17 protein-coding genes are annotated in these 23,486 nt (G+C 69.8%); 15 read left to right on the forward strand and 2 right to left on the reverse strand.

The features are described from left to right. Positions 1-299: 299 nt before the first annotated feature. The 11 genes from LPT13_RS08885 (at position 300) to LPT13_RS08935 (ending at position 14,897) form a co-directional block, all read left to right on the forward strand. A complete protein-coding gene (locus LPT13_RS08885) occupies positions 300-1,001 on the forward strand; it encodes an ABC transporter ATP-binding protein (RefSeq protein ID WP_242165760.1) in 702 nt (233 codons plus the stop codon). A gap of 131 nt (positions 1,002-1,132) precedes the next feature. Continuing rightward, positions 1,133-4,711, forward strand: a complete 3,579-nt coding sequence (locus LPT13_RS08890; protein ID WP_242165762.1) for an FtsX-like permease family protein — start codon at positions 1,133-1,135, stop codon at positions 4,709-4,711. 411 nt (positions 4,712-5,122) lie between these two features. Further along, positions 5,123-5,800 carry a cytochrome c3 family protein gene (locus LPT13_RS08895; RefSeq protein ID WP_242165764.1) on the forward strand — a complete coding sequence of 226 codons (678 nt, stop codon included), beginning with the start codon at positions 5,123-5,125 and terminating at the stop codon, positions 5,798-5,800. A 126-nt stretch (positions 5,801-5,926) separates the two neighbouring features. Then, the gene (locus LPT13_RS08900) at positions 5,927-7,576 is read left to right on the forward strand and encodes an FAD-binding protein (RefSeq protein ID WP_242165766.1); all 1,650 of its coding nucleotides are present in this window, start codon (positions 5,927-5,929) and stop codon (positions 7,574-7,576) included. 105 nt (positions 7,577-7,681) lie between these two features. Then, entirely contained in the window at positions 7,682-9,076 is a 1,395-nt protein-coding gene (locus LPT13_RS08905; RefSeq protein WP_242165768.1) for a helix-turn-helix transcriptional regulator, read from the forward strand. A 279-nt stretch (positions 9,077-9,355) separates the two neighbouring features. Further along, positions 9,356-9,589: a hypothetical protein gene (locus LPT13_RS08910; protein WP_242165770.1), complete on the forward strand. Its 234-nt coding sequence runs from the start codon at positions 9,356-9,358 to the stop codon at positions 9,587-9,589. Between the two features lie 240 nt (positions 9,590-9,829). Then, positions 9,830-10,819 carry a uroporphyrinogen decarboxylase family protein gene (locus LPT13_RS08915; RefSeq protein WP_242165772.1) on the forward strand — a complete coding sequence of 330 codons (990 nt, stop codon included), beginning with the start codon at positions 9,830-9,832 and terminating at the stop codon, positions 10,817-10,819. Between the two features lie 24 nt (positions 10,820-10,843). Beyond that, the gene (locus LPT13_RS08920) at positions 10,844-11,482 is read left to right on the forward strand and encodes a corrinoid protein (protein WP_242165774.1); all 639 of its coding nucleotides are present in this window, start codon (positions 10,844-10,846) and stop codon (positions 11,480-11,482) included. A gap of 96 nt (positions 11,483-11,578) precedes the next feature. After that, complete coding sequence (locus LPT13_RS08925) at positions 11,579-13,564, forward strand: FAD-dependent oxidoreductase (protein ID WP_242165775.1); 1,986 nt, start codon at positions 11,579-11,581, stop codon at positions 13,562-13,564. 77 nt (positions 13,565-13,641) lie between these two features. Next, positions 13,642-14,634 (forward strand): uroporphyrinogen decarboxylase family protein, encoded by a 993-nt coding sequence (locus tag LPT13_RS08930; protein ID WP_242165778.1) that lies wholly within the window; start codon positions 13,642-13,644, stop codon positions 14,632-14,634. A gap of 77 nt (positions 14,635-14,711) precedes the next feature. Next, positions 14,712-14,897 (forward strand): hypothetical protein, encoded by a 186-nt coding sequence (locus LPT13_RS08935; protein ID WP_242165780.1) that lies wholly within the window; start codon positions 14,712-14,714, stop codon positions 14,895-14,897. A 282-nt stretch (positions 14,898-15,179) separates the two neighbouring features. Here LPT13_RS08935 and LPT13_RS08940 read toward each other — a convergent pair whose 3' ends face one another. Next, complete coding sequence (locus LPT13_RS08940; RefSeq protein ID WP_242165782.1) at positions 15,180-15,956, reverse strand: 4Fe-4S dicluster domain-containing protein; 777 nt, start codon at positions 15,954-15,956, stop codon at positions 15,180-15,182. A gap of 9 nt (positions 15,957-15,965) precedes the next feature. Continuing rightward, entirely contained in the window at positions 15,966-18,410 is a 2,445-nt protein-coding gene (locus LPT13_RS08945; protein WP_242165784.1) for a molybdopterin-dependent oxidoreductase, read from the reverse strand. Between the two features lie 354 nt (positions 18,411-18,764). Here LPT13_RS08945 and LPT13_RS08950 point away from each other — a divergent pair, with 354 nt between their 5' ends. The 4 genes from LPT13_RS08950 (at position 18,765) to LPT13_RS08965 (ending at position 23,384) form a co-directional block, all read left to right on the forward strand. After that, positions 18,765-20,051 carry a hypothetical protein gene (locus tag LPT13_RS08950; protein ID WP_242165786.1) on the forward strand — a complete coding sequence of 429 codons (1,287 nt, stop codon included), beginning with the start codon at positions 18,765-18,767 and terminating at the stop codon, positions 20,049-20,051. Then, a complete protein-coding gene (locus tag LPT13_RS08955) occupies positions 20,048-20,341 on the forward strand; it encodes a response regulator transcription factor (RefSeq protein WP_242165788.1) in 294 nt (97 codons plus the stop codon). Before LPT13_RS08950 ends, LPT13_RS08955 begins: the two co-directional genes overlap by 4 nt. A gap of 163 nt (positions 20,342-20,504) precedes the next feature. After that, positions 20,505-23,045: a molybdopterin-dependent oxidoreductase gene (locus LPT13_RS08960; RefSeq protein WP_242165791.1), complete on the forward strand. Its 2,541-nt coding sequence runs from the start codon at positions 20,505-20,507 to the stop codon at positions 23,043-23,045. Next, entirely contained in the window at positions 23,046-23,384 is a 339-nt protein-coding gene (locus tag LPT13_RS08965; RefSeq protein WP_242165793.1) for a 4Fe-4S dicluster domain-containing protein, read from the forward strand. Positions 23,385-23,486 lie beyond the last annotated feature (102 nt).

A 23,486-nucleotide genomic window follows, 5' to 3' on the forward strand; every position in this document is an offset into this window, starting at 1 on the left:
CTCCTTATCATAAACTCGATTAACGATAAATACAACAAATAGGAAATGAATTAATAAAAAGGAAACCGCTTCTTCCCATTGAAGACATGATGCTGCCCATCAGGGAAAACAACGTAAACGGTCGTTTACGTTCAACAGGGAAACCACGGAATCTCCGGATGGGGCCGCCTGCGCACGTCTTCTGGTGCCCCGCAGGTTGGGGCGTCGAGCGGGTGACGGGTGGGGGCGGGGCTCCCTTCGAAGGGCTGGTTCGGGTATAGTTAGAGTGTTTACCTGGATGCGTGGAAGCGGGGTGGAGCGTGGCGTTCGTGGAGTTTCGCGGGGTGCGGAAGGTGTACCAGATGGGCGAGGTGGAGGTGGCCGCCGTCGACGGCATGGACTTCTCCATCGAGCGCGGCGAGCTCGTGGTCATCGTGGGCCCGTCGGGCGCCGGCAAGACGACGCTGCTCAACATGCTCGGCGGCATGGACTCGCCCACGTCCGGGGCCATCGTGCTGGACGGCCGCGACATCTCCCACGCCTCGCCCAAGGAGCTCACGCTGTACCGCCGCCACGACATCGGCTTCGTCTTCCAGTTCTACAACCTCGTCCAGAACCTGACCGCGCTCGAGAACGTCGAGCTGGCGAGCCAGATCTGCACCCACCCGCTGCCCGCGGCCGACGTGCTGCGCCAGGTGGGGTTGGGGCACCGCCTCGACAACTTCCCCGGGCAGCTCTCGGGCGGCGAGCAGCAGCGCGTCGCCATCGCCCGCGCGCTCGCGAAGAACCCGAAGCTGCTGCTGTGCGACGAGCCCACCGGCGCGCTCGACTACGAGACGGGCAAGGCCATCCTGGGGCTTCTGCAGGACACCTGCCGCGACACGGGCAAGACCGTGGCCGTGGTCACCCACAACTCGGCGTTCACCGCCATCGCCGACCGCGTCATCCACATCCGCGAGGGGCGCGTGGCCGGCGTCGAGGTGAACGACCGGCCGCTGTCGGCCGAGGTGCTGGAATGGTAGCGCGCCGCGCCGCGCGGGGCGCCGCCGCGCGCCAGGCGGGGATGCGCGGGGCTGCGGAAGCCGGCCTGACGGCGCCCCGGACGGGCGCCGGCGCGCCCACGCGCCACATGGCGGCGGGGGAGTAGCCCGCGGTGGCCCGCGCCTTCACGAAAGACACCCTGCGCTCGGTGCGCCACTCGCTCGGGCGCTTCCTGGCCATCGCGGCCATCGTCGCCCTGGGCACGGGCTTCTACGCCGGCCTGCGCATGACCTGCCCCGACATGGACCTGGCGGCCGACCGCTACTACGACGGCACCGCCCTCATGGACGTGCGCGTCGTGTCCACGCTCGGCCTGACCGACGCCGATTTGGACGCCCTGCGCGCTGTGGACGGCGTGGAGGCGGTCATGGGCGCCTGGGAGACCGACGTCATGGCCACCATCGGCGGCGAGCAGTACGCCGTGCGCATGCACTCGCTGCCCGAGGCGGCGCGCGGGGGCGCGGTGCGCGACGGGGGCGCCACGGTGGCGTCCGACGACGGGTCGTACCTGAACCGGCTCGTGCTGGTGGAGGGCCGCTGGCCCGAGGCGCCGGGCGAGTGCCTGCTGTCCGTCGACCGCGTGATGAACGCGCCCACGGCCGTAGGCGACGCGGTCACCGTCACCGAGGGCACGGGGGACGACGTGGACGACGTGCTCGCCACGCGCGACTACGTGATCGTCGGCTACGCGCGCACGCCCTACTACGTGTCGTCGACGGCCATGGGCCCCACCACGCTGGGCTCGGGCACCGTGCAGCAGTTCATGTACGTCCCGCGCGACGCCTTCGCCGCGGACTACCCCGTCACCGAGGCCTTCCTCACGGTGGCGGGCGCGGCGGGGGAGGAGGCCGGCTCCGACGCCTACCAGGCCAAGGTGGACGCGGTGATGGCGCGGATCGAGGCCCTGGCGCCCGAGCGCGAGGAGGCGCGCCGCGCCGAGCTCGTGGCCGAGGCGACCGAGGAGCTGGCTGAGGCGCGCGCCGACTACGAGGCCGAGCGGGCCGATGCCGAGCGCGAGCTGGCCGACGCCCGGGCCCGCCTGGACGACGCGTCCGCCGAGCTGGCCGACGGCGAGCGGAAGCTGGCCCAGGGCCAGGCCGACTACGACGCCGGCGCGGCCGAGCTCGCGCGCCAGCGGCAGGCGGCCGAGGCGCGCCTGGCCGACGCCCGGACGGCGCTGGACGCGTCCGCCGCCGAGCTGGAGGGCAGCCGCGCATCGGTGGAGCAGGCCGAGGCCGACCTGCCGGCGCTCGAGGAGCGGTGGCAGGCGGGCGCCGACGAGCTGGCCGCGGCCGAGGCGCGGTGGCAGGCCGGCTACGACGAGGCCGCGGCCGGGCGCGACCGGGCCCAGGCGGCCATCGCCCAGGCCGAGGACGCCCTGGCGCGCATCGACGCGGCCCTCGCCGAGGCCCGCGAGCGCCAGCAGGCCATCCCCGGCCAGCTGGCGGCCCTGCGCGCGGCCCTCGCGGCGGCGCCCGACGAGGAGGCCGCGGCCCCGCTGCGCGCCCAGATCGCCGCGCTCGAGCAGGCCGAGGCCGCCCTGCCCGGCGCCATCGCCCAGCTGGAGGCCCAGCGCGCCCCGGTGGCTGCCGGGCTCGACCAGGCCCGGGCGGGCCTCGCCCAGGCCGAGGAGGCGCTGGCCCAGCTCGACCGGGCCCGCGCCGAGCAGATCGAGCCGGCCCGCGCCGAGCTGGAGTCCGGCCGCGCCCAGCTCGACCAGGCGCGCGCCGCCGTGGCGGCCTTCCGCGACGGCGAGGCCCGGCTGGCCTCCGGCCGGGCCGAGGCCCAGGCCGGCGAGCGCGAGGCCCGCGCCCAGCTGGACGCCGCCCAGGCGCGCCTGGACGCGGCGGCCGCCGAGCTGGCGAGCGGCCGCGCCGAGCTGGAGTCCGGCCGCGCCGACTACGAGCAGGGCCTGGTCGACTGGGAGGCCGCCCGCGCTGAGGCCGACGAGCAGTTCGCCGACGCCGAGCGGAAGCTGGCCGACGCCCAGGACGACATCGACGCCATCCCCGCGGCCGAGTGGCTCGTCATGGACCGCACGAAGAACTACGGCGTGGCCAGCTTCGCCGCCGACGCCGAGCGCATCGACTCCATCGCGTCGGTGTTCCCCTTCATCTTCTTCCTGGTGGCGGCCCTGGTGGCGCTCACCACCATGACGCGCATGGTGGAGGAGGAGCGCGTGCTCATCGGCACCTACAAGGCGCTCGGCTACTCCAAGGCGCGCATCACGTCGAAGTACCTGCTCTACGCCGGCGTGGCCTCGGCCTCCGGCGCGGTCGTGGGCATCCTCGTGCTGTCCCAGGTGCTGCCCGCCGTCATCATGGAGGCCTACTCCATCATCTACTTCGTGCCGCGTGGGCCGCTGCCGGTGGACCTGCCGCTGGCGCTCCTGGCCGCGGGGCTCGGCGTGGGCGTCACGCTCGTCGCCACCTGGGCCGCCGCCGCGGCCACCCTGCGCGAGACCCCGGCCGCCCTCATGCTGCCGCGGGCCCCCAAGGCGGGCAAGCGCATCCTGCTCGAGCGCGTCCGCCCGGTGTGGCGCCGGCTCAGCTTCTCGTGGAAGGTGACCTTCCGCAACCTCTTCCGCTATAAGAAGCGCCTGGTCATGACCGTGATCGGCATCGCGGGGTGCACAGGGCTGCTGCTCGTGGGCCTGGGGCTGCAGAACTCGATCAACGACATCATCGACAAGCAGTACGGCGAGCTCGTGCGCTACAACGTGGTGGTCACGGCCGACGACGACGCGCCGGCGGAGGCGATCGACGCGGTGGGCGCCCTCATGGGCGAGAGCGCGCTGGCCGAGGAGGAGGCGATGATGGCGTCGGGCCCGGGCGCCTCCGACGTGATGGCGACGCTGGTGGCACCTGTCGACCCGGCCGCGTTCCAGGGGCTGTGGGTGATGCGCGAGCGCGAGGGCCATGGCCCGCTTGAGCTGGGCGACGACGGGGTGATCCTGACCGAGAAGCTGGCGACGCGGCTGGGGGTGGGCCCGGGGGACGTGCTCACGCTGGCCGGCCAGGACGACCTGGGCAACGCCACGTCGGACACGCGCGAGCTCATGGTGACCGGCGTCATGGAGAACTACGTGTCCAACTACGTGTTCGTGGGGCCCGCCGCCTACGAGGCCGCCTTCGGGCGGGCGCCCGAGGGCCGGTCGACCTTTGGCACGGTGGGCGCCTCCGACGCCGAGCGCGCCGCCTTCGCCGACGCGGCGCGGGCCACGGGCGCGGCCAAGACCATCGCCTACAACGACGAGACCATCGACTCGTACCGCACCATGCTGCGGTCGGTGAACCTGGTGGTGGTCGTGCTGGTGGTGGCCGCGGCGGCGCTCGCCTTCATCGTGCTGTACAACCTCACCAACATCAACATCACCGAGCGCGCCCGCGAGATAGCCACCCTCAAGGTGCTCGGCTTCACGGCCGGCGAGGTCGACCGCTACATCTACCGCGAGATCGTGCTGCTGTCGATCATCGGGGCGCTCGCGGGGCTCGCGCTCGGCGTGGCGCTCGAGGGCTTCGTCGTGGTGACGGCCGAGGTGGACCAGGTGATGTTCGGCCGCGACATCCACGCCCCGAGCTTCCTCATCGCCTTCGCGCTGACCATGCTGTTCACCTTCCTGGTCATGTTGGTCATGCGCCGCAAGCTCTCCGCCGTGGACATGGTGGAGTCCCTCAAGAGCAACGAATAGGCGCTCCGCTGGTCGCGCGAGCCGCGCCCCGGGGGCGGAGGGCTGCGCTCGGAAGCTGCGCAGCCCTCGCTCCGCCCTCCGCCCCCGGGGCGCTCGGCGTGTCGGGGGTGCCCCCGCTCGTGCGGGGGAAGGACGCGCCTGGTGCTGCGCTCGGAAGCTGCGCAGCCCTCGCTCCGCCCTCCGCCGCCCCGGCGCTCCTGCCCCATGATTCTCCATTTTCCCAGTTCAAACGTGGGGTTTATGGCGGGGTTTAGGGATATACACCCTTTTCTTCCCTTTGGCTGATGCGTGCTCCAGGGTCGGGGGCGCACAATCGGGGCATTGGCCCGCGCGCCCAGGTGCCGCGGGCGAGAGAGGAGGGCCCCGGGCGCGGCGCGCCGCGGGCCGGGGCGAGAGGGAAGAGAGGTACCCATGACGACGGAGGAGAAGAAGGCGGCGCCCAAGCGCCCCAGGAAGGCGCCGGTGGTCATCGGCGTCGTGGCCGCCATCGTGGTGGTCGCGGGGGCCGGCCTGTGGGTCTGGCACGAGCAGCCCAGCTTCTGCGGGGCCATCTGCCACGTGCCCATGGATCCCTACCTGGAGACCTACGAGGCCGAGCCGGGCCAGCCCGGCGCGGACAAGTGGGGCAACGAGGTGGCGGATGCCGCGGCCATGACGGCGGCCTACCATCGCGTCGAGGCCGATTCCGCATGCCTCGACTGCCACACCCCCGTGCTGTCCCAGCAGATATCCGAGGGCGTGAACTGGGTGTCGGGCAACTACGAGGTGGTCTTGAACGACGCCTACGACGGCGTGCTGCTCGAGCGTGACGCGACCGAGCTCACCGCCGCGGCCGGCCTTAGCAAGGACGAGCTGTGCCTGAACGACGCCTGCCACGCGATGACCCGCGAGGAGCTGGCCGAGAAGACGGCCGATCGGGCCTTCAACCCGCACGTGCCCCAGCATGACAAGTACGACTGCACCACGTGCCACAAGGGCCACCGCGCCTCGGTGTACTACTGCACCAAGTGCCACGACGAGGCCGAGGCCGACCTGCCCGCCGGCTGGCTGACCATGGACGACGCCGAGGAGCTGGCGGCCACCGCCTAGCCCGCGCCGACGGCGTCCCCGCCCCGCGCCGCGCCCGGCGCCCGCGGGAAGCCGCCCGCTCGAACCACCCGAACCACCTGTGCCGCCGCGTCCGCCGCAGGCGGCCCTTCCGAAGGAGGAACCACCATGTCCAAGCCCGCTTCCAACCTGTCGCGCCGCGACCTGCTCAAGTTCGGCGGCCTGTCCGCCGTCGGCGCCCTCGGCATGTCAGCTCTGGCCGGCTGCTCGCCCAAGGTCGTCGCCCCCGAGGGCGGCGTGCCCAAGCCCGGCGCCGCGCTCGCCGGCACCGGCTCGGCCGACGGCGTGCCGTCGTTCCTGCTGACGCCCGACCCCGTCACCGACTTCGCCGAGACCCACGACTACGACGTCGTCGTGGTGGGCGCCGGCGAGTCGGGCCTGGCCGCCATCCACGCCGCCCTGGCCGCTGGCGCCACCGTGGGCGTGCTCCAGAGCCTGCCCATCGTCCAGACCGCCGGCAACATGGGCGCGTCGGTCGACCTCACCCAGACGAGCGAGGCCGGCATCAAGGCCGCCGTGTCCTACATCAGCTACAAGAGCGACTACCGTTCCAACGCCCAGCAGGTGGAGGCGTGGGCCCGCAACTCCCAGGAGGCGCTGGCCTGGTGGGAGGAGGCCGCGGCCGCCGGCGGCAGCGTGTCGAAGCCCTACGACTACGTGGTCAACTGCAACGGCCATGACGTCCACTTCCACGCCAACACCTACTTCCACGACGAGGGCCACCAGAAGGGCGCGCTCACCATCGGCGACGCCGTCCAGGCCGAGGGCGCCGAGATCTACTTCGAGACCCCTTGCGTGCAGCTGCTCAAGGAGGACGACCGGGTGGTCGGCGCCATCGGCAAGCGCAAGTCCGACGACAAGCACGTGCTGCTGAGGGCGTCCAAGGGCGTCATCATCGCGGCGGGCGACTACGTGGGCGACACCGAGATGCTCTACTTCTACACCCCTGACGCCCGCGGCCTGCACCAGGCCGTCGACTTCCGCAACGGCACGGGCCTCAAGGCCGCCATGTGGGTCGGCGCCCAGATGTGCCCGGCCTCCCACACCAAGATGGTCCACGGCGAGGGCCCGAAGGTGCGCTTCGAGATGCCGTACCTGTTCCTCGACCGCCACGGCAAGCGCTTCATGGACGAGGGCTGCTGCCGCATGGGCTACCTCAACGAGTTCACCAACAAGTACCTGGCCGAGGTCGACTTCAAGGAATCCACCGCCGCCAAGTTCTTCTCCATCGTGCCCTCCAACTGGCAGGAGCACTACGAGGCCTGGAAGGGATTCTCCGACATCTCCATCCACAACGCCTACCGCAACGTCGACCCGGAGGCGTGGATCAAGGGCGACACCTTGGAGGAGCTGGCCGCCAACATGATCGCCTACGCCGACGAGCAGAAGTGGGCCCACGACTACACCGTCGAGGCCATCGTGGAGTCCATCAACCGCTACAACGAGCTGGTGGCCGCCGGCCAGGGCGACGCCGACTTCGGCAAGCGCGACGAGTACATGGTGCCCATCGAGGCGCCCTGCTACGCGGTGCCGCGCGGCGCGAACAACATCGACGCGCTGGTGGACGGCCTGTGGTGCGACGGCAACTTCCAGTGCCTCGACGCCGACATGAGGCCCATCCCCGGCCTGTTCGCCGTCGGCAACGCCTCGGGCCCGTTCTTCGGCAACAGCAACTACCCGATGGACATCGAGGGCCTGTCGGTGGGCCGCGCCATCACCACCGGCTACGTCACCGGCCGCTACGTCGCCGGGCTGTAGCGCCTAAGCCCTCCCCTCGAAGGCCCCCGCTCCCTCCCGGGGGCCTTCGTCATGCCCAGACCCGCTTCCCCCGCTTCCCCCCGTCGCGAAGGCTATAATCACCCTATGGACTTGAAGCTTCCTGCAACCCCCGACCCGGCCCTGCGCTCGATCCCCTTCGCCTTCCTGGGCGTCGGGTTCGCGCGCGCCTGGGTGGCGCTCCTGTTCGCCAACCCGGTGGTGGCGGTCCCCTCGGTCGGGATGTCGTCGCACATGATGTTCGACGCCGCCTACGTGGCCGTGGCCCTGGTCGCCATGGCCCTGGGCCGGCGCCTCGTGCCGCTGGGCGGGCACCCGGCCCTGGGCGCGGGCGCCCTCGGCCTCATGCTGGCGTCCACGGCGCTCGCCCTGGGCGCGGCGGGGGAGGGGCTGGCGCCCGTCGGCGCCGCGGCCTCGGCGCTCGGGGGCGCCGGCTTTCTGCTGTTCTCGCTCCTGAACGTGGAGGCCTGCGCGACGCTGTCGACCCTGCGGGTGGTCCTGTGCTTCTCGGCCGCCTACGTGCTCGGCGGCTTTCTCGCCTTCCTGGGCAACGGCATGGCGCCCCTCCAGCTGGCGGTGCTGCTGGCGGTGCTGCCGGCCGTCGCCTGCGCCTGCGTGCGCGCCGCCTTCCGGTCGATCCCCGAGGCCGAGCGGCCCCACCGGGTGTTCCCGCGGTTCTCCTACCCCTGGAAGCTCTACGCGCTCATGGCGCTGTACTCCTTCGCCTACGGGCTGCGCCAGATGCAGATGACTGCCGGCGCCGGCCGCGGGTCGACCTACGTCACCGTGCTTGTGTCCGGCGCGGTGTTCCTGTCGGCGTGGTTCTTCGCCGACCGGGTGGCGCTCATCAAGGTGTCGCGCGCGCCGATGCTGTTCATGATCTGCGGCTTTCTGCTGGTGCCGGCCCAGAGCGTGCTGGGCAACGCCGTGTCGAGCTACCTCATCTCGGCCAGCTACACGCTCATGCACGTGTTCATGCTGGTGCTGCTGTGCTCCATGGCGCGCAAGAGCGGCGTGCCGGCGCCGGTGCTGGTGGCGCCGCTCTACGCCGCGCAGCTGCTCACCATGGCCGGCGTCGCCGTGGACGAGGGGCTCGGCGCCCTGGGGATGTCGGCCGTCGCGCAGTCGACCGCCTCGGCGGTGATCGTGGCGGTGCTGGTGGCGCTCATCACGCTGCTGCTGCTCTCCGAGCGGCGCTGGGACTCCCACTGGACGGTCGCCCTGGACGACGGCAGCCTCGAGGAGGCGTCGCGGCGCGAGGAGGCGCTGGCCGAGCGCTGCGCCGAGGTGTCGGCGGCAAGCGGCCTGAGCCCGCGCGAGGACGAGATCCTGCGGCTGCTGGCGCAGAAGCGCACCATGGCGGCCATCGCCCGCGACCTCTACATCGCCGAGGGCACCGTCAAGGCCCACGTCCGCCACATCTACGAGAAGACGGGCATCAACACCCGCAAGGAGCTCTACGAGCTCCTCGGCGTGGACTAGCGCGCCCCGCGCGCGCCGCGCGCGATCAGGGGGAGAGCCTCTTGGAGGGGGCGTTCGCGAGACACTTCGCCCGATTTGTACAGGAGGTGTGCACGGGGGCGCCCCATTGTCTCATGCTGTGGGCTAATTCCACTTCTACCTGGGGGTATACTCCGAAATCAGCCGAAAGGTACTAGAGTTTCCCGGCTATTTTAAGTGGTTTAGGGGGATGCCGCGGCCGCCCGCGGGGCGGTAAAGTGCATCCCGGAAGCTCAACCGAATGAGGAAAGGAACGCTCCCATGTGCTTTAGACCTGCCGCTGTCGAGATCGACAAGACCTGCCCCGCCTGCGGTGCCAAGAACGGCGCCGCTGAGACCAAGTGCAAGGAGTGCGGCGCCGACCTGCCTGCCGGCCCCGCGATGCCCGGCGCCCCTGGCGCGCCCGGCGCTCCCGCGGCCCCCGGCGCCCCCGGCGCCCCGAAGGCCCCCGGCGCCCCCGGCGCTCCGGCGGCCCCCAAGGCCCCCGGCCAGTAGGCCGCCCGCGACAACCTGGTCGCCTCTGCGGGACCCCGGCTTCGGCCGGGGTCCCTTTTTCGTCTTTCATCCTTCCCGCCTAATGGCCCACCTGGGGTTTCGCGACCCCATCCCAAGATAAGCCCTCGGGCCCCATGCCCGCGCGCAGCGGGTTTTATAGGCTGCGTCCCAGGGGTCCCGCCGCCGTGGCGGGCGCGTTCCCCCCAAGGGGGAAGCATCGAGGGAAAGGGAAGGATGTCCATGGAAATGACCCCACGCGAGAACATGATGGCCATTCTGGAGGGAAGGCAGCCGGAGTGGTACGGCGACTTCCAGAGCGCCGTCGAGATCATGATGGACCCGATCTGGAAGAGCGACTCGGTGGCCCGCGACGGCCTCGAGCACAAGGACTCCTGGGGGACCGTCTGCGTCTTCCCGCCGGACGCGCCGGGCAAGCACCCGCACGTGACGGCCGACAACGCCGTGGTGACCGACGTGACCAAGTGGCGCGAGCAGCTGGTCATCCCGTCGCTCGACGGCCTGGACTGGTCCGAGGCCGAGGCCCGCGCCGCCAGCGTCGACCGCAGCGAGCGCTTCGTCGAGTACTTCAACGCCCAGGGCCTGTTCGAGCGGTCCCACTTCCTCATGGGCATGGAGGAGGCCTTCTGCGCCTACCTCGAGGAGCCCGAGGCCATGTTCGAGATGCTGACGGCCATCGCCGACTACAAGAAGCGCTCCATCAAGGAGGCGGCGCGGCGCCTCAAGCCCGACGTCATCTTCTTCCAGGATGACTGGGGCTCCAAGCAGAACCTGTTCCTCCCGCCGGACGTGTGGCGCGAGATGATCAAGCCGCTGCAGACCGAGATCGCCCAGGTCATCCACGAGTGCGGCATGATCTACGTCCACCACGCCGACTGCATCTGCGAGCCCATCGTCGAGGACATGGCCGAGATCGGCATCGACATCTGGCAGGGCGTCATCCCGCAGAACGACATCGTCGCCATCCAGGAGAAGACCGGCGGCAAGCTGGCGATGATCGGCGGCATCGACGGGCCGGCCATCGACGCGCCCGACACGCCCGAGGCCGACATCGTCGCCGAGGTGCATCGCTGCATCGACACGTACTGCCCGGCCGGCCGGTTCTTCCCGGGCGCGCCCGCGCCGCTTCTGCGCGTGCGCAACGGCGAGATCCTCAACGCCGAGCTCGAGCGCTACGGCCGCCAGTGGGCCGCCGAGCACCCCGTCGCGTAACCACCTGAGAGAAAGGAACCCATCATGACCATCATCGACGACATCTCCTCGGCCGTGCTGCGCGGCAAGCGCAAGGAGGTCGCGCCGCTCGTGCAGCAGGCGCTCGACGAGGGGCTCGACCCCGAGGCGATCCTCAACGACGGCCTCGTCTCGGCCATGACCGAGATCGGCGAGCGCTTCAGCCGCAACGAGGCCTTCGTGCCCGAGATGCTCGTGGCCGCCCGCGCCATGAGCGCCGGCACCGAGGTCCTGAAGCCGCACCTGGCCGAGGCCGGCGCCGAGCCCGTGGGCCGGGCCGTCATCGGCACCGTCAAGGGCGACATGCACGACATCGGCAAGAACCTCGTGCGCATGATGATCGAGGGCAAGGGCTTCGAGGTCACCGACCTGGGCGTCGACGTGGCGCCGGAGCAGTTCGTGACGTTCATCCAGGAGAACGACGACGTCGACATCGTGTGCTGCTCGGCGCTGCTCACCACCACCATGCCCGAGATAGGCGCCACCATCCGCGCCATCGAGGAGGCGGGCCTGCGCGATCGCGTGAAGGTGATGGTGGGCGGGGCGCCCGTCACCCAGGCCTTCGCCGACGAGGTGGGCGCCGACGCCTGGACGCCCGACGCCGGCGCGGCGGCCGCCAAGGCCGTCGAGCTCGTGCGCGGCTAGCCGCCCCACCTGCGCCCTCGCCGCCCGGCGGGGGCGCTTCTTCTTCCGCCGCCGTCCCCTCGAGGGGGAGGGGACGCCATCGAGAGGGGAGTTTCCGTGAAGTACCGCAACCTGTTCGAGCCGGTGAGCATCGCCGGGGCGACGCTGCCCAATCGCTTCGCCCTGTGCGCCATGGGCCCCATGGGCCTGGGAGACGCGGAGGGCGGCTTCACCCAGCGCGGCATCGACTACTACGTCGAGCGCGCCAAGGGCGGAACCGGCCTCATCATCACCGGCGTGACCCACGCCGCCAACAACATCGAGACCCATGAGTATCCCTCCACGCCGTCGGCCACCATCAACCCGTCGCACTTCATCCGCACCGCGCGCGAGATGACCGAGCGCGTCCACGCCTACGGGTCGAGCATCTTCCTGCAGGTGTCGGCCGGCTTCGGGCGCGTCTACGCCGAGTTTCCCGAGGGCGAGGCGCCCGTGTCGGCCTCGGCCGTCCAGAACCGCTGGTTCGACGTGGACTGCCGCCCGCTCACCGTCGACGAGATCCGCGACATCACGCGCCAGTGCGGCCAGGCGGCGCGCATCGCCCGGGACGCCGGCTTCGACGGCGTGCAGATCCACGCCGTCCACGAGGGCTACCTGATGGACCAGTTCGCCATCAGCCTGTTCAACCAGCGCGACGACGAGTACGGCGGGAGCCTGGAGAATCGCCTGCGCTTCGCCCGCGAGGTGTGCGAGGAGATCAAGCGCCAGTGCGGCGACGACTTCCCCGTGACCCTGCGCTATTCCCCGAAGAGCTTCATCAAGGGCCTGCGCGACGGCGCGCTGCCGGGCGAGGAGTTCGCCGAGCAGGGCCGGGACGTGGACGAGGGCGTGGAGGCCGCGCGCCTGCTGGCATCTTACGGCTACGACGCGCTCGACGTGGACGTGGGCAGCTACGACGCCTGGCGGTGGAACCACCCGCCGATGTACCAGGAGAAGGGCCTCTACCGCCGCTACGCCAAGCTGGTCAAGGACGCGGTGGACGTGCCCGTCATCTGCGCCGGGCGCATGGATGACCCGGCCATGGCCTCAGCGGCGGTGGCCGATGGCATCTGCGACATCGTCGGCCTGGCGCGCCCGCTTCTGGCCGACCCCTTCTACGTGGAGAAGCTCCGCCGCGACGACGAGGCGGCCATCCGCCCCTGCCTGTCATGCCACGAGGGCTGCCTCGGCCGCATGATCCGCTACAAGAGCATCTCCTGCGCGGTTAACCCGGAATGCGCCCGCGAGCGCTACGCGGCGCTCACCCCGGCGCTCGCGCGCAAGCGGGTGCTCGTGGCCGGCGGCGGCCCGGCCGGCATGGAGGCGGCGCGCGTGGCGGCCCTGCGCGGACACGACGTGGTGCTCTGCGAGGCCAAGGGGCGCCTGGGCGGCAACCTGGTGCCCGGCGGCGCGCCGGCCTTCAAGGAGGACGACCACGCGCTCATCGCCTGGTACGAGGAGCAGCTGCGCCGCGCCGGCGTCGAGGTGCGCCTGAACGCGCCGGTGACGGCGGCGATGGCCGAGGAGGGCGGCTTCGACCACGTGATAGTGGCCACGGGCGCCGAGCCCAAGGGCTTCCCGCTCGACGGCGCGCCGCTGCTGGCCGCCGAGGCCGTGCTGCTGGGCGAGGCCGACCCGGGCCACGACGTGGTGATCATCGGCGGTGGCCTGGTCGGCTGTGAGCTGGCGCTCCACCTGGCCCAGACGGGCCACGCGGTGACCGTCGTGGAGGCCCGGGGCGAGGTGCTCGAGCTCAACGGGCCGCTGTGCCCCGCCAACTTCGAGATGCTGCGCAAGCTGCTGCCCTTCCACGGGGTGCGCGTGCTCACCGGCTCGCAGGCCGTGGGCTACGCCGACGGCTGCGTGACCGTGGAGACGCCCGAGGAGGAGCTGCGGGTGCCGGCCACGGGCGTGGTGGAGTGCGTGGGCTACCGCTCGCGCGACGGCCTGTACGAGGAGCTGCGCTTCGCCGCCCCCGCCGTCCACAAGATCGGAGACGCCCGCTCGGTCGCCAACATCATGAACGCCATCTGGGACGCCCACGAGCTGGCCGGATCGCTGTAGCCCCCCGCTCGCCCCTCGTCGCGCCCGCCGCCGCGCGAGCCGGCGGCGGGGCGTCCCCCTCCCGAAAGGAGCCGCCCGTGCTCACCAAGCGACAGAACCTCATCGAGTGCATCCGCGGGGGCAGCCCCGACCGCTACGTCAACCAGTTCGAGGCCCTGGCCCTCATCATGGCGAGCCCCCTGTCCGACCGGTCCCACCTGGCCGACGAGGGCTACCTCATCGACGCCTGGGGGTGCTACCAGCAGCAGGTCGACGGCCAGCCGGGGCTGTTCCCCATGCACGACGCCGCCCACCGCGTCATCACCGACATCTGCGACTGGCGCAGCCAGGTGAGGGTGCCCGGAGACTTGGACGACCCGGCCTTCTGGGAGCCCATCGCCGAGCGCGCCGCCGCCGTCGACCGCGCCGAGCAGTTCGTGACGAGCGCCGTGTTCCCCGGCGTCTTCGAGCGGGTGCACCACCTGTGCGAGATCACCGAGGCCCTGGTCGACTTCTACGAGGAGCCTGAGGAGATGCACGCGCTCATCGACCAGATCGTCGACTACGAGCTGCGCCTGGCCGACATGCACCTCAAGTACGTGAGGCCCGACGCCCTGTTCCACCACGACGACTGGGGAACCCAGATATCCACCTTCCTGGCGCCGGAGATGTTCGAGGAGTTCCTGCTCGAGCCGTACAAGCGCATCTACGGCTACTGGCGCGACCACGGCGTCGAGCTCATCGTGCATCACTCCGACAGCTTCGGCGAGACGCTCGTGCCCTATATGGCGGAGATGGGGGTCGACATCTGGCAGGGCACCCTGCGCACGACCAACGACATTCCCGCGCTCGTCGACCGCTACGCCGGCCGGGTCGCCTTCATGGGCGGCATCGAGTCGCAGGTCCTCGACAAGCCCGACTGGACGGCCGAGGAGGTGCGCGCCGAGGTCGACGCCGCCATCGCCGCTGTCGACCGCAAGACCGGCTTCATCCCGTGCCTCACCTCCGGCCTGAACGTGAGCGGGTACCCCGGGGTGTATGATGCGGTGAGCGCCGAGATCGACCGCTGCTCGGCCCGCGACTTCGCCTAGCAGCGCACCTGCCCGGCGCCGTCGCCCCTTCCCGGGGGGGGGCTGCCGGCGCCGGGCGCTTGAGGAGGAGACGACCCATGTGCTATCCCTGCACCCACTGCAACAAGTGCGGCGCCTACTCGGCCCGCGCCAAGTTCGTCTGCGCCGACTGCGGCGCCGACGTGCCGCCCGGCACCGCGGGCTGCCCCGCGTGCGGCGGCAAGAAGCTCAAGGCCGTCAAGCTCGAGCCCGCGCCGCCCACCCCCGTGGGCAACGAGGGGTAGGCCCACGCCTCCTGCCGCAAAATCGGACTTATCACACCGGGCGAGGGCCCGTACGTGTGATAAGTCCCCGTTTCTGCCAGATTCTGCCGCAAAAGCCGACTTATCACCTCTGACCGCCTGAGGCCGGTGTGATAAGTCGGCTTTTCTGACACGGGGATGTGATAAGTCGGCTTTTGCGGCAGGAGGCGCCCCGAAAAGAGAGGGGCCCCGCCCGGGGCCCCTCTCTTTTCCGCCGGCACGCGGCGCTAGCACGCGGCGTCAGGCGTCGGCGCCAGCGCGGCGCTAGAACATGATGGTGACGTCCTTGCGCGCCACGGCCTGGCCCTTGTCCAGGTAGGCCTTGCCGCCGCCCAGCTGCGTGCCCTGGGCGTCGTAGTTCATGGCGATGGCCATGAGGCCCAGCTCGTGGGCCGCGCCGTCGACCGCCTTGTCAGCGGCCAGCACGTAGGCGGTCGCCTTCTCGTCGGAGATGATCTGCGCCTCGAGGTCGAGCTTGGCCGCCTCCAGGTCGATGGTGGCGAACTCGGCCAGGAACGCCTCGAGCTTCTCCACCCCGCGCAGCGTGATGTTGAGCTCCATGTCGCCGACCCACGTGCCGTAGGACTCGGTCTTCCCGGCGACCTTCGCCGCGGTGTCGACGTGCTTGACGCCGGCGGCCCCGGCCTCGACGGCCAGCGCCTCGCGCTCGGCCACCATGGCCGAGCGGGCGTCGTCGGACAGCGGGGCGTAGAGCGCCCAGCGCGTCTTGCCGTCCATCTTCTTGGCCAGGTCCTCCACCTCGCCGTAGTACATGCACCACGCCTGGCAGGCCTGGACGCACGAGGGCATCTTGCCCAGGGCCGTGCGGGCCTCGCACAGGTCGCAGGCCTTGGTGATGGTGGGGTTGTAGACCCACTCGTAGGGCGTGTCGGCGGCGATGGGGGTCGTGTACTCGTAGGGGCCCACCTCGGTCAGCTTGATGCCGTACTCGCCGGCGGTAAGGCCGAGCTCGTTGCGGCAGGCGACCTCGCAGCTGTGGCAGCCCGTGCAGTACTCGTAGTTGATCAGGATTCCCTTCATCTGCTCCTCCTAGTTGATGACCGTGACGACGGGCTCTTCGACCACCTGGTAGGGCTTGCCGGGCTCGTAGGCGGCGAAGTCGCCCTTCTCGGCGATGACGTCATGGGGAAGCACGTCGCCCTCCTGCACCGGGTAGATCTTGCACAGCATGGACTTGATGGCGCTGCCGATGCCGCCCTGGCCCGTGCGGAAGGCCTCGGTCATATTGTTCAGGTTGGAGTCGTAGGTGCCGTAGAAGTTGGGCTCGGCGCCGTCCTGCTCGGGGAACCACCAGCCGTGCTCGGCGTGGATGCGGCCGGGCTGCACCTCGATGGTGGCCTTGACCTTCTGCTTGAAGCGGGCGCCGCGGCTGTTCTCGACCCAGATCCACTCGCCGTCCTTGACCCCGTACTTCTCGCAGTCGGCGGGGTTGACCATCACGAGCGGCCAGGGGTGGAACTCGCGCATGGTGGGCAGCTGGCGGTGCTCGCTATGGAAGAACTCGAAGGAGCGGCCGCCGCCGGACAGGATGATGGGGAACTCCTTGAAGGTGTTCGGCGTGGAGAGCGGGCTCTCGGGCGGCTCGATGTGGTAGGGCAGCGGGTCGACGCCCCAGTGGTCGAAGCCGAACGACCACAGCTCGACGCGGCCGGTCGGGGTGTTGAAGCCGGGCTGGCCGTCGGGGCGCAGCATGCCCTTGGCGTACTTGTCGTAGGTGGCGTCCCACTCCCAGTACGCGGTGCCGTTGCAGCTGGTCCCGTAGCAGCCGTTCTCGGGGCTCGAGGGCTCGTGCACCGTATCCCACCAGGTGCGCTGGTACTCGGTGCCGCCGGGGGTCAGCTGGTCGGTCAGGTACCAGTTGGCCCACTCCTCGTCGGTCTCCCACGGCCAGTGCTCGGGCATGATGCGCTTGCCCAGGTCCAGGCAGATCTGCTCGTCGGACTTGGCCTCGTAGAAGTCGGTCACCTTGACCATGGTGCGGACCGGCGTCCACCAGGTGCGGCAGGAGTTGCGCTCGCAGCTCATGGCCACGGGCAGCACGATGTCGGCCACGGCCTGGGCCGTCGGGGTCATGAACGGGTCGGCCACCACGATGAAGGGCACCTTCATGAGCGCCGCGCGGGTGCGGGCCGGGTCCATGGACGCGCAGGAGAGCGCGTTCGAGCTCTGGATCCAGAACATCTGGATGGGATAGGGCTCGCCGGTCTCGATGGCCGCCAGGATGGCGTCGGTGTCGGCGCAGGACACGATGTTGGACTCGTTGATGCCCGAGGTCTGCGGGATGAGCTTCTTGGCGTAGGTCTCCTTGGAGATGTACTCGTCGCCCAGGCCGTAGCGCTTCTCGATGAGGAACGCGCAGCGATACAGCGCGTTGCCGCCGGGGTTGTCGATGTTGCCGGTGATGGCCATGATGTCGGCCACCGACTCGGTCACGCCCAGCGCGGCGATCTGCTGCTCGAAGGCCAGGCCCCACTGGCAGGCGCACGACGACGCGGTGGCGATGAGGCGCGCGGCGCCGCGGATGCGGTCGGCCGGCACGTCGCAGATGGGCTCGGCCCACTCCGGCGTCTTGTCGGCCACGCGCTCGGCCAGAGCCTCGAAGCCGTAGGTCCACTTCTCCACGAACTCGTGGTCGTAGAGGTCCTCGCCGATGATGACGTTGAGCATGGCCATGGCCACCACGGCGTCGGTGCCGGGGCGGACGGGCAGCCAGAACGCGGCGCGGGCGCCCCACCAGGTCAGGCGCGGGTCGACGGAGATGACCTTGGAGCCCATCTGCACGCACTGCACGAGCCAGTGGCCCAGGAAGCCGTCGGCGTTGGACTTGATGGGCTCGTTGCCCCACACCAGGATGACGCCGGGCACCTGCCAGCGATCGGACGCGTAGCGGTCCCAGTGGGCCTGGGAGGCGTCGACGATGAACATGTCGCCCTGCTTGGCGGACGTGCCGATCATGCGGGGCAGGTAGCAGGCGAAGCCGGTGAAGCCGAAGGTGGAGACGTTGGGCGTCTGCATGCAGGCGGACGCGAAGTAGGGCACCTGCCAGCCGATGTTGCGGCCGGTGCCGTGCACGACCACGATGGTCTCGGAGCCGTGCTCCTCCTTGATCTTGAGCACCTTCTCGGTGATCTCGTCATAGGCCTCGTCCCAGCTGATGCGCTCCCACTTGTCCTCGCCGCGCTCGCCGGCCCGGCGCAGGGGGTACTTCAGGCGGTCGGGGTGGTTGACGGCCTCGGGCATGGTCAGGCAGCGCATGCACAGCTTGCCGTTGGCGACGGCGTTCAGCGGGTCGCCCTCCACCTTCACGAGCTTGTTGTCCTTGGTGTACAGAAGGACGCCGCAGCCCATGTGACAGCCCGGGGGCGACCAGTGCGTCGTGCGCGTGACGGTGAAGTCCCCCTCCTGCCACTGCCACTCGCCGTCGTGGTACGCCTCGCGGTTGAGCTCGTCCAACCACTCTTTGTAATCGGCCATAACTCTCCTCTCTCTTTACTTCGCTCACGCTCGCATCTGCGAGCATTCGCTCAAGGAGCAGTCTAGGAAGCGCGCCGGTGCGCGGCATTCAGCGCGCCATGCTATTTGCCGCGCGCCGCGCCCGGCGAGATGGGATGCGGCGTCCTATTTTGCGATGCTTAGCCCCGGGCCCTCCTCCGCCCCCTCCCGGGGGCCGCCCGCCCGCCGAATTCCCATGGGGAGTCGCATCTAATCTTTCCGTCGGGGCGTAATACCTCACGCCTTATACTGCCCTCCAGCCCCCCTTCCCCCCGCTTTCGGTCGGCGAAGGATTGGTAGTATGGCCGGAGTTGTTCTGATAGGGGGTGTAGGGCCGTGGTGAAAGAGGCTGACGTCGATATCTCGCAGGATGCCGAGGACACTCAGACTGCGGGGTGGATACTCGTGAATCCCCGCATACTCATCGGTCTGATCGGCGTGGTCGCCTGCTACGGCTGGCTTTTCCTCATGCTGGGCACGTCGGTCTTCTTCCCGCTGGCCGATCCCGAGGGGCTCATCTCCGGCGGGGCGCACCTCGCCTTCGTCGGCGGGGTGTGCGCGGCGCTGGCGGCGGTGTGGTGGCTCTCCGACGCGCTGGTGGCCCACCGCATGACCCACTTCGTCATCGCCGCCGCGTGCGCCGTCGCGGGCACCGCGGCGCTGTGGGTCCTGCGCGGGCAGCCCGGGCTTCTGTGGGCGCCCTCGCTCGTGGCCGGCTGCGGCTTCGGCTTTTTGAGCCCGCTCTACGGCGAATACGTCTGCCTGTTCTTCCACGGGTCGCTGCGCGTCTACGTCAACGGCATCTTCGCGGCCGCGGCGCTCGCCTGCGTGTGGCTGCTCTTCATCAGCGAGGCGCTGCTGTTCGCCTTCGCCGCGCTCTTCCCGCTGGTGGCGCTCGGGTGCTACCTCATCGTGATGCACCTGTTCGACCTGCGCGAGCGCTCGCGCGCCAGCCGCGCCCAGTCCGACCAGCGCCACCGCATCGTGTGGCGGTCGTACCTGGCCACGGCCACCTCGGGCATGGCGGCCGGCTACGCGGTGGGCTGCATCCTGTCCACCCAGACGGTCCACGACTGGCCCTACATAATCATAGAGGTGATGGTGAGCGCCACGTGCCTGCTTCTGCTCTACGACTCGCTCAAGACCCACCGCGTCACCGAGTCGGTGACCATGCGCTGGTTCCTGCCGGGGTCGGCCATCGTGGTGTTCCCGCTCGTGTTCGTGCCCGAGCCGCTCGTGGTCATCTTCGCGCTGCTGCTCCTGTGCGGGTCGTTCTTCCCGACCACCTGCTCGCTGTCGGCGGTGTGCAAGCACATCGTCATCTGCGACCTGTCGGCCGTGCGCGCCTTCTCCTTCGGACGCCTCATGAGCTTCCTCGGCATCGCGCTCGGCATGGTGCTGGCCTTCGCGGGGTTCACGGCGGGCTCCGTCGCGTTCTTCGGGCCGCTCGTGACGCCCGGGTCGGTCGTCGTGTTCATGCTGCTGGTCATCTTCTCGGCCTCGTTCGTCATGACCGAGGACAACTACCCGGACGAGAAGCGCTTCAAGCGCGTGGAATCCGACGGGGGGGGGCGCTCACCGTCACCCCGGGCACGCCCATCCGCAAGCTGGACTCGCCCGTGACCGACGGCGTGCCTGCGGCGTCCTCTGAGGGTGACGCGCACCGCCCGAGCACCTTCCACCTCAAGTGCGAGGCCGTGGCCGACCGCTACGGGCTCTCCAGCCGCCAGCGCGAGGTGCTCACCATGCTCGCGAAGGGCCGTAACGCCGAGTACATCACCGAGAAGCTGGTCATATCGTCGCACACGGCCAAGGCCCACATCTACAACATCTACCAGAAGACGGGCGTGCACTCCCGCCAGGAGCTCATGGATCTGGTGGAGACCGCCGACATCGACGAGCGCGATGCCTAGGCGCGCCCGGCGCGCGGCGTAACCCCCCAAACCTTACGTTGCCCATTTAGCCCCTGCCACCTCATGAAAGGCGGCGGGGGCTTCTCTATCGTTATGCCCGAGGCGGCCCCCGCGCCCCGCGCCGGGGGCGGCTGAGGAGAGAACTGAAGAGAGGAGTTGGGACATGCTATTCGATTACCAGGAGTTCCTCGATGGCATCGATCGCGAGGCCTATCACGAGGGCGAGTGGCAGTGGGAGGAGGACGGCTACACCGTAACGCGCACCTACACCTACTCGGCGCCCGGCTGCCATGATTCCTGCGGCGTGCTCATGTACACCAAGAACGGCAAGCTCGAGAAGATCGAGGGCGACCCGCTCGACCCGTGCGCCAACGGCCGTCTGTGCATGCGCTGCCTGAACCTGGTGGAGGGCGTGAACTACGCCGACCGCCCGAAGTGGCCCCTCAAGCGCGTGGGCGAGCGCGGCGAGAACAAGTGGGAGCGCATCTCCTGGGAGGAGGCGCTCGACACCATCGCCAACTGGATCCACGACAACCTAGACGCCAAGGGCCTCGGTCGCGAGTCCATCTTCGTCAACCACGGCACCGGCCGCAACATCTCGTCCTGGGTGCCGTTCCTCGGCGGCGCGTGCCTGGGCACCCCCGACATCGGCGCCATCGGCTTCTCCGGCTACTCCTGCTACCTGCCGCGCACCTGCGGCACGGCCGCGGGCATCGGCGACTTCCCGATCGTCGATGCGTCCGAGGGCCACGCCGACCGCTACAACAACCCCGACTGGGTGCGCCCCGACGTCGTGGTGGTGTGGGGCTGCGAGCCGCTCAAGTCCAACGCCGACGGCTATTTGGGCCACTGGCTCGTGGCCTGCATGCAGCAGGGCACGCGCTTCATCTCGGTCGACCCGCAGCTGACCTGGATCGGCGCCCATGCCGACTACTGGCTGCCCATCCGCCCCTCCACCGACCTGGCGCTCGCGCTCGCGTGGCTCAACGTCATCACCACCGAGGAGCTCCAGGACAAGGAGTTCATCGAGTACTGGTGCGCCTACTATGACGAGCTCAAGGAGCACGTGGCCCAGTTCACCCCCGAGTGGGCCGCCAAGGTCTGCGAGGTGCCGGCCGACCTCATCCGCGACGCGGCGCGCTTCTACGCCACCGCCGAGCGCGGCGCCATCCAGTGGGGCCTGGCCTTCGACACCCAGGTCGACTCCATCCAGCTGTGCCAGACCGTGTCCAACCTCATGAGCGTCTGCGGCAACATCGACAAGCCGGGCACCAACATCCTCGTGCGCAACGGCTTCGAGATCAACCCCGGCTACGCCACCGCCCAGCTCTACTGCGACCCGGACACCTTCGCCAAGAAGCTCACCGTCGACCTGGTGCACCCCGGCTGCACGCAGTTCATCGGCATGGCCGACTGCGACGCGGTGAACCGCGCCTTCGAGACCGGCGAGCCGTACCCCATCAAGATGTTCTGGTCCCAGGGCGCCAACGGCATCAGCTGCTCGGCCACCGCGGCCCCGCGCGTCCACAAGATGCTCGAGAAGGTGGAGTTCTGCGTCGTCGCCGACCCGTACATGACGCCGACCGCCGTCGCCTACGCCGACATCTTCCTGCCGCTCAAGACCACCGCCGAGCGCGACTCCATGCGCGTGTGGTGGACCCCGCTGCGCGCCATGAAGGCCGTCAGCGAGTGGTACGAGGCCAAGTCCGACGAGGAGCTCATCGTGGCGCTCGGCAACAAGCTGAACCCCGAGCTCTTCCAGAAGCGCTGGCCCACGCTCGACGCGCTGCTCCAGGACTACCTGGACGTCGGGTTCAACCTCTACGACCCCGAGACGGGCAAGTCCTACAAGTCGGCCGGCCGCTCCAAGGCGGGCATGATCGAGGTCCCCGACGTGCACACCGACTTCTGGAAGAAGCACCACGACGACGGCACCTGCTCGTTCAAGTCGCTCGTCGAGGACCGGTGCGGCTACGAGTACGACGACTTCTGCGCCACGTACTACAAGTACGAGAAGGGCCTGCTGCGCGCTGACGGCACCCCCGGCTTCGCCACGCCGTCGGGCCGCATCGAGCTCGTGCCCTTCGCCACCTTCGGCGCCTGGGGCATCCCGCCTCTGGCCGAGCACGTCGAGTCGCTCACGATGCGCCGCTGGATGGAGGACCCGGAGTACCGCGCCGAGTACCCGTTCATCTGCATCAACGGATCCCGCTCCTACGAGTTCTTCCATAGCGAGAACCGCCAGCAGGCCACCATGCGCGAGTTCCACCCCATGCCGCTCGTGAAGGTGAGCGCCCAGACCGCCGAGGAATACGACCTCCACGAGGGCGACTGGATCTGGATCGAGAACACCGAGGGCCGCTGCCGCCAGAAGGTGCACATCGACCCGACGCTCAACCCGAACTACATCCACGCCGAGCACGGCTGGTGGTTCCCCGAGGAGGAGCCGGCGTTCCCGCACCTGTACGGCACCTTCGACTGCAACATCAACAACCTGACCGCCTCCTACGAGACCGGCCAGGGCGGCATCGGCAATCCGCTCAAGAGCGTCGCGGCCAAGATCTACAAGTGCACCGAGGATGTGAACGAGCCCACCCCGGGCGAGGTCGTGACGAAGCTCGGCGGCTTCCGCGACGACTACGTGGCCACCGAGCCGTTCGCCTGGACCCATGACAACACCACGCGCGAGGGAGGACGATTCTAGATGAAGGGCATCCTGATCAACTACGAGTTCTGCACCGGCTGCCACTCCTGCGAGGTGGCCTGCAAGAAGCACCTCGACCTGCCTGCCGGCGAGTTCGGCATCAAGCTGTCCGAGACGGGCCCCTTCGAGTACGCCGGCAAGGCCGGCGCCGACCACTGGGAGTGGACCTACCTGCCCGTCATGACCAAGGCCTGCGACATGTGCGCCGACCGCACGGCCAAGGGCAAGCTCCCCATGTGCGTCCAGCACTGCCAGGCCTGGTGCATGTACTACGGCGAGGTCGAGGACCTGGCCAAGAAGATGGACGGCTCGTCCCGCTGCGCCCTCTTCACCCGATAGAGCACTCCTGACCTGACGGCGGAAGGCGCGGCGGCATAACCCGTCGCGCCTTCCTGCTTTCCGGGCCGGTTCGCCCGGCGCGCCCGTCGCGGCGCCCCCGGC

Origin of the sequence: Adlercreutzia faecimuris, assembly GCF_022669055.1 — a bacterium.
In the GTDB taxonomy this organism is placed as follows: domain Bacteria; phylum Actinomycetota; class Coriobacteriia; order Coriobacteriales; family Eggerthellaceae; genus Enterorhabdus; species Enterorhabdus faecimuris.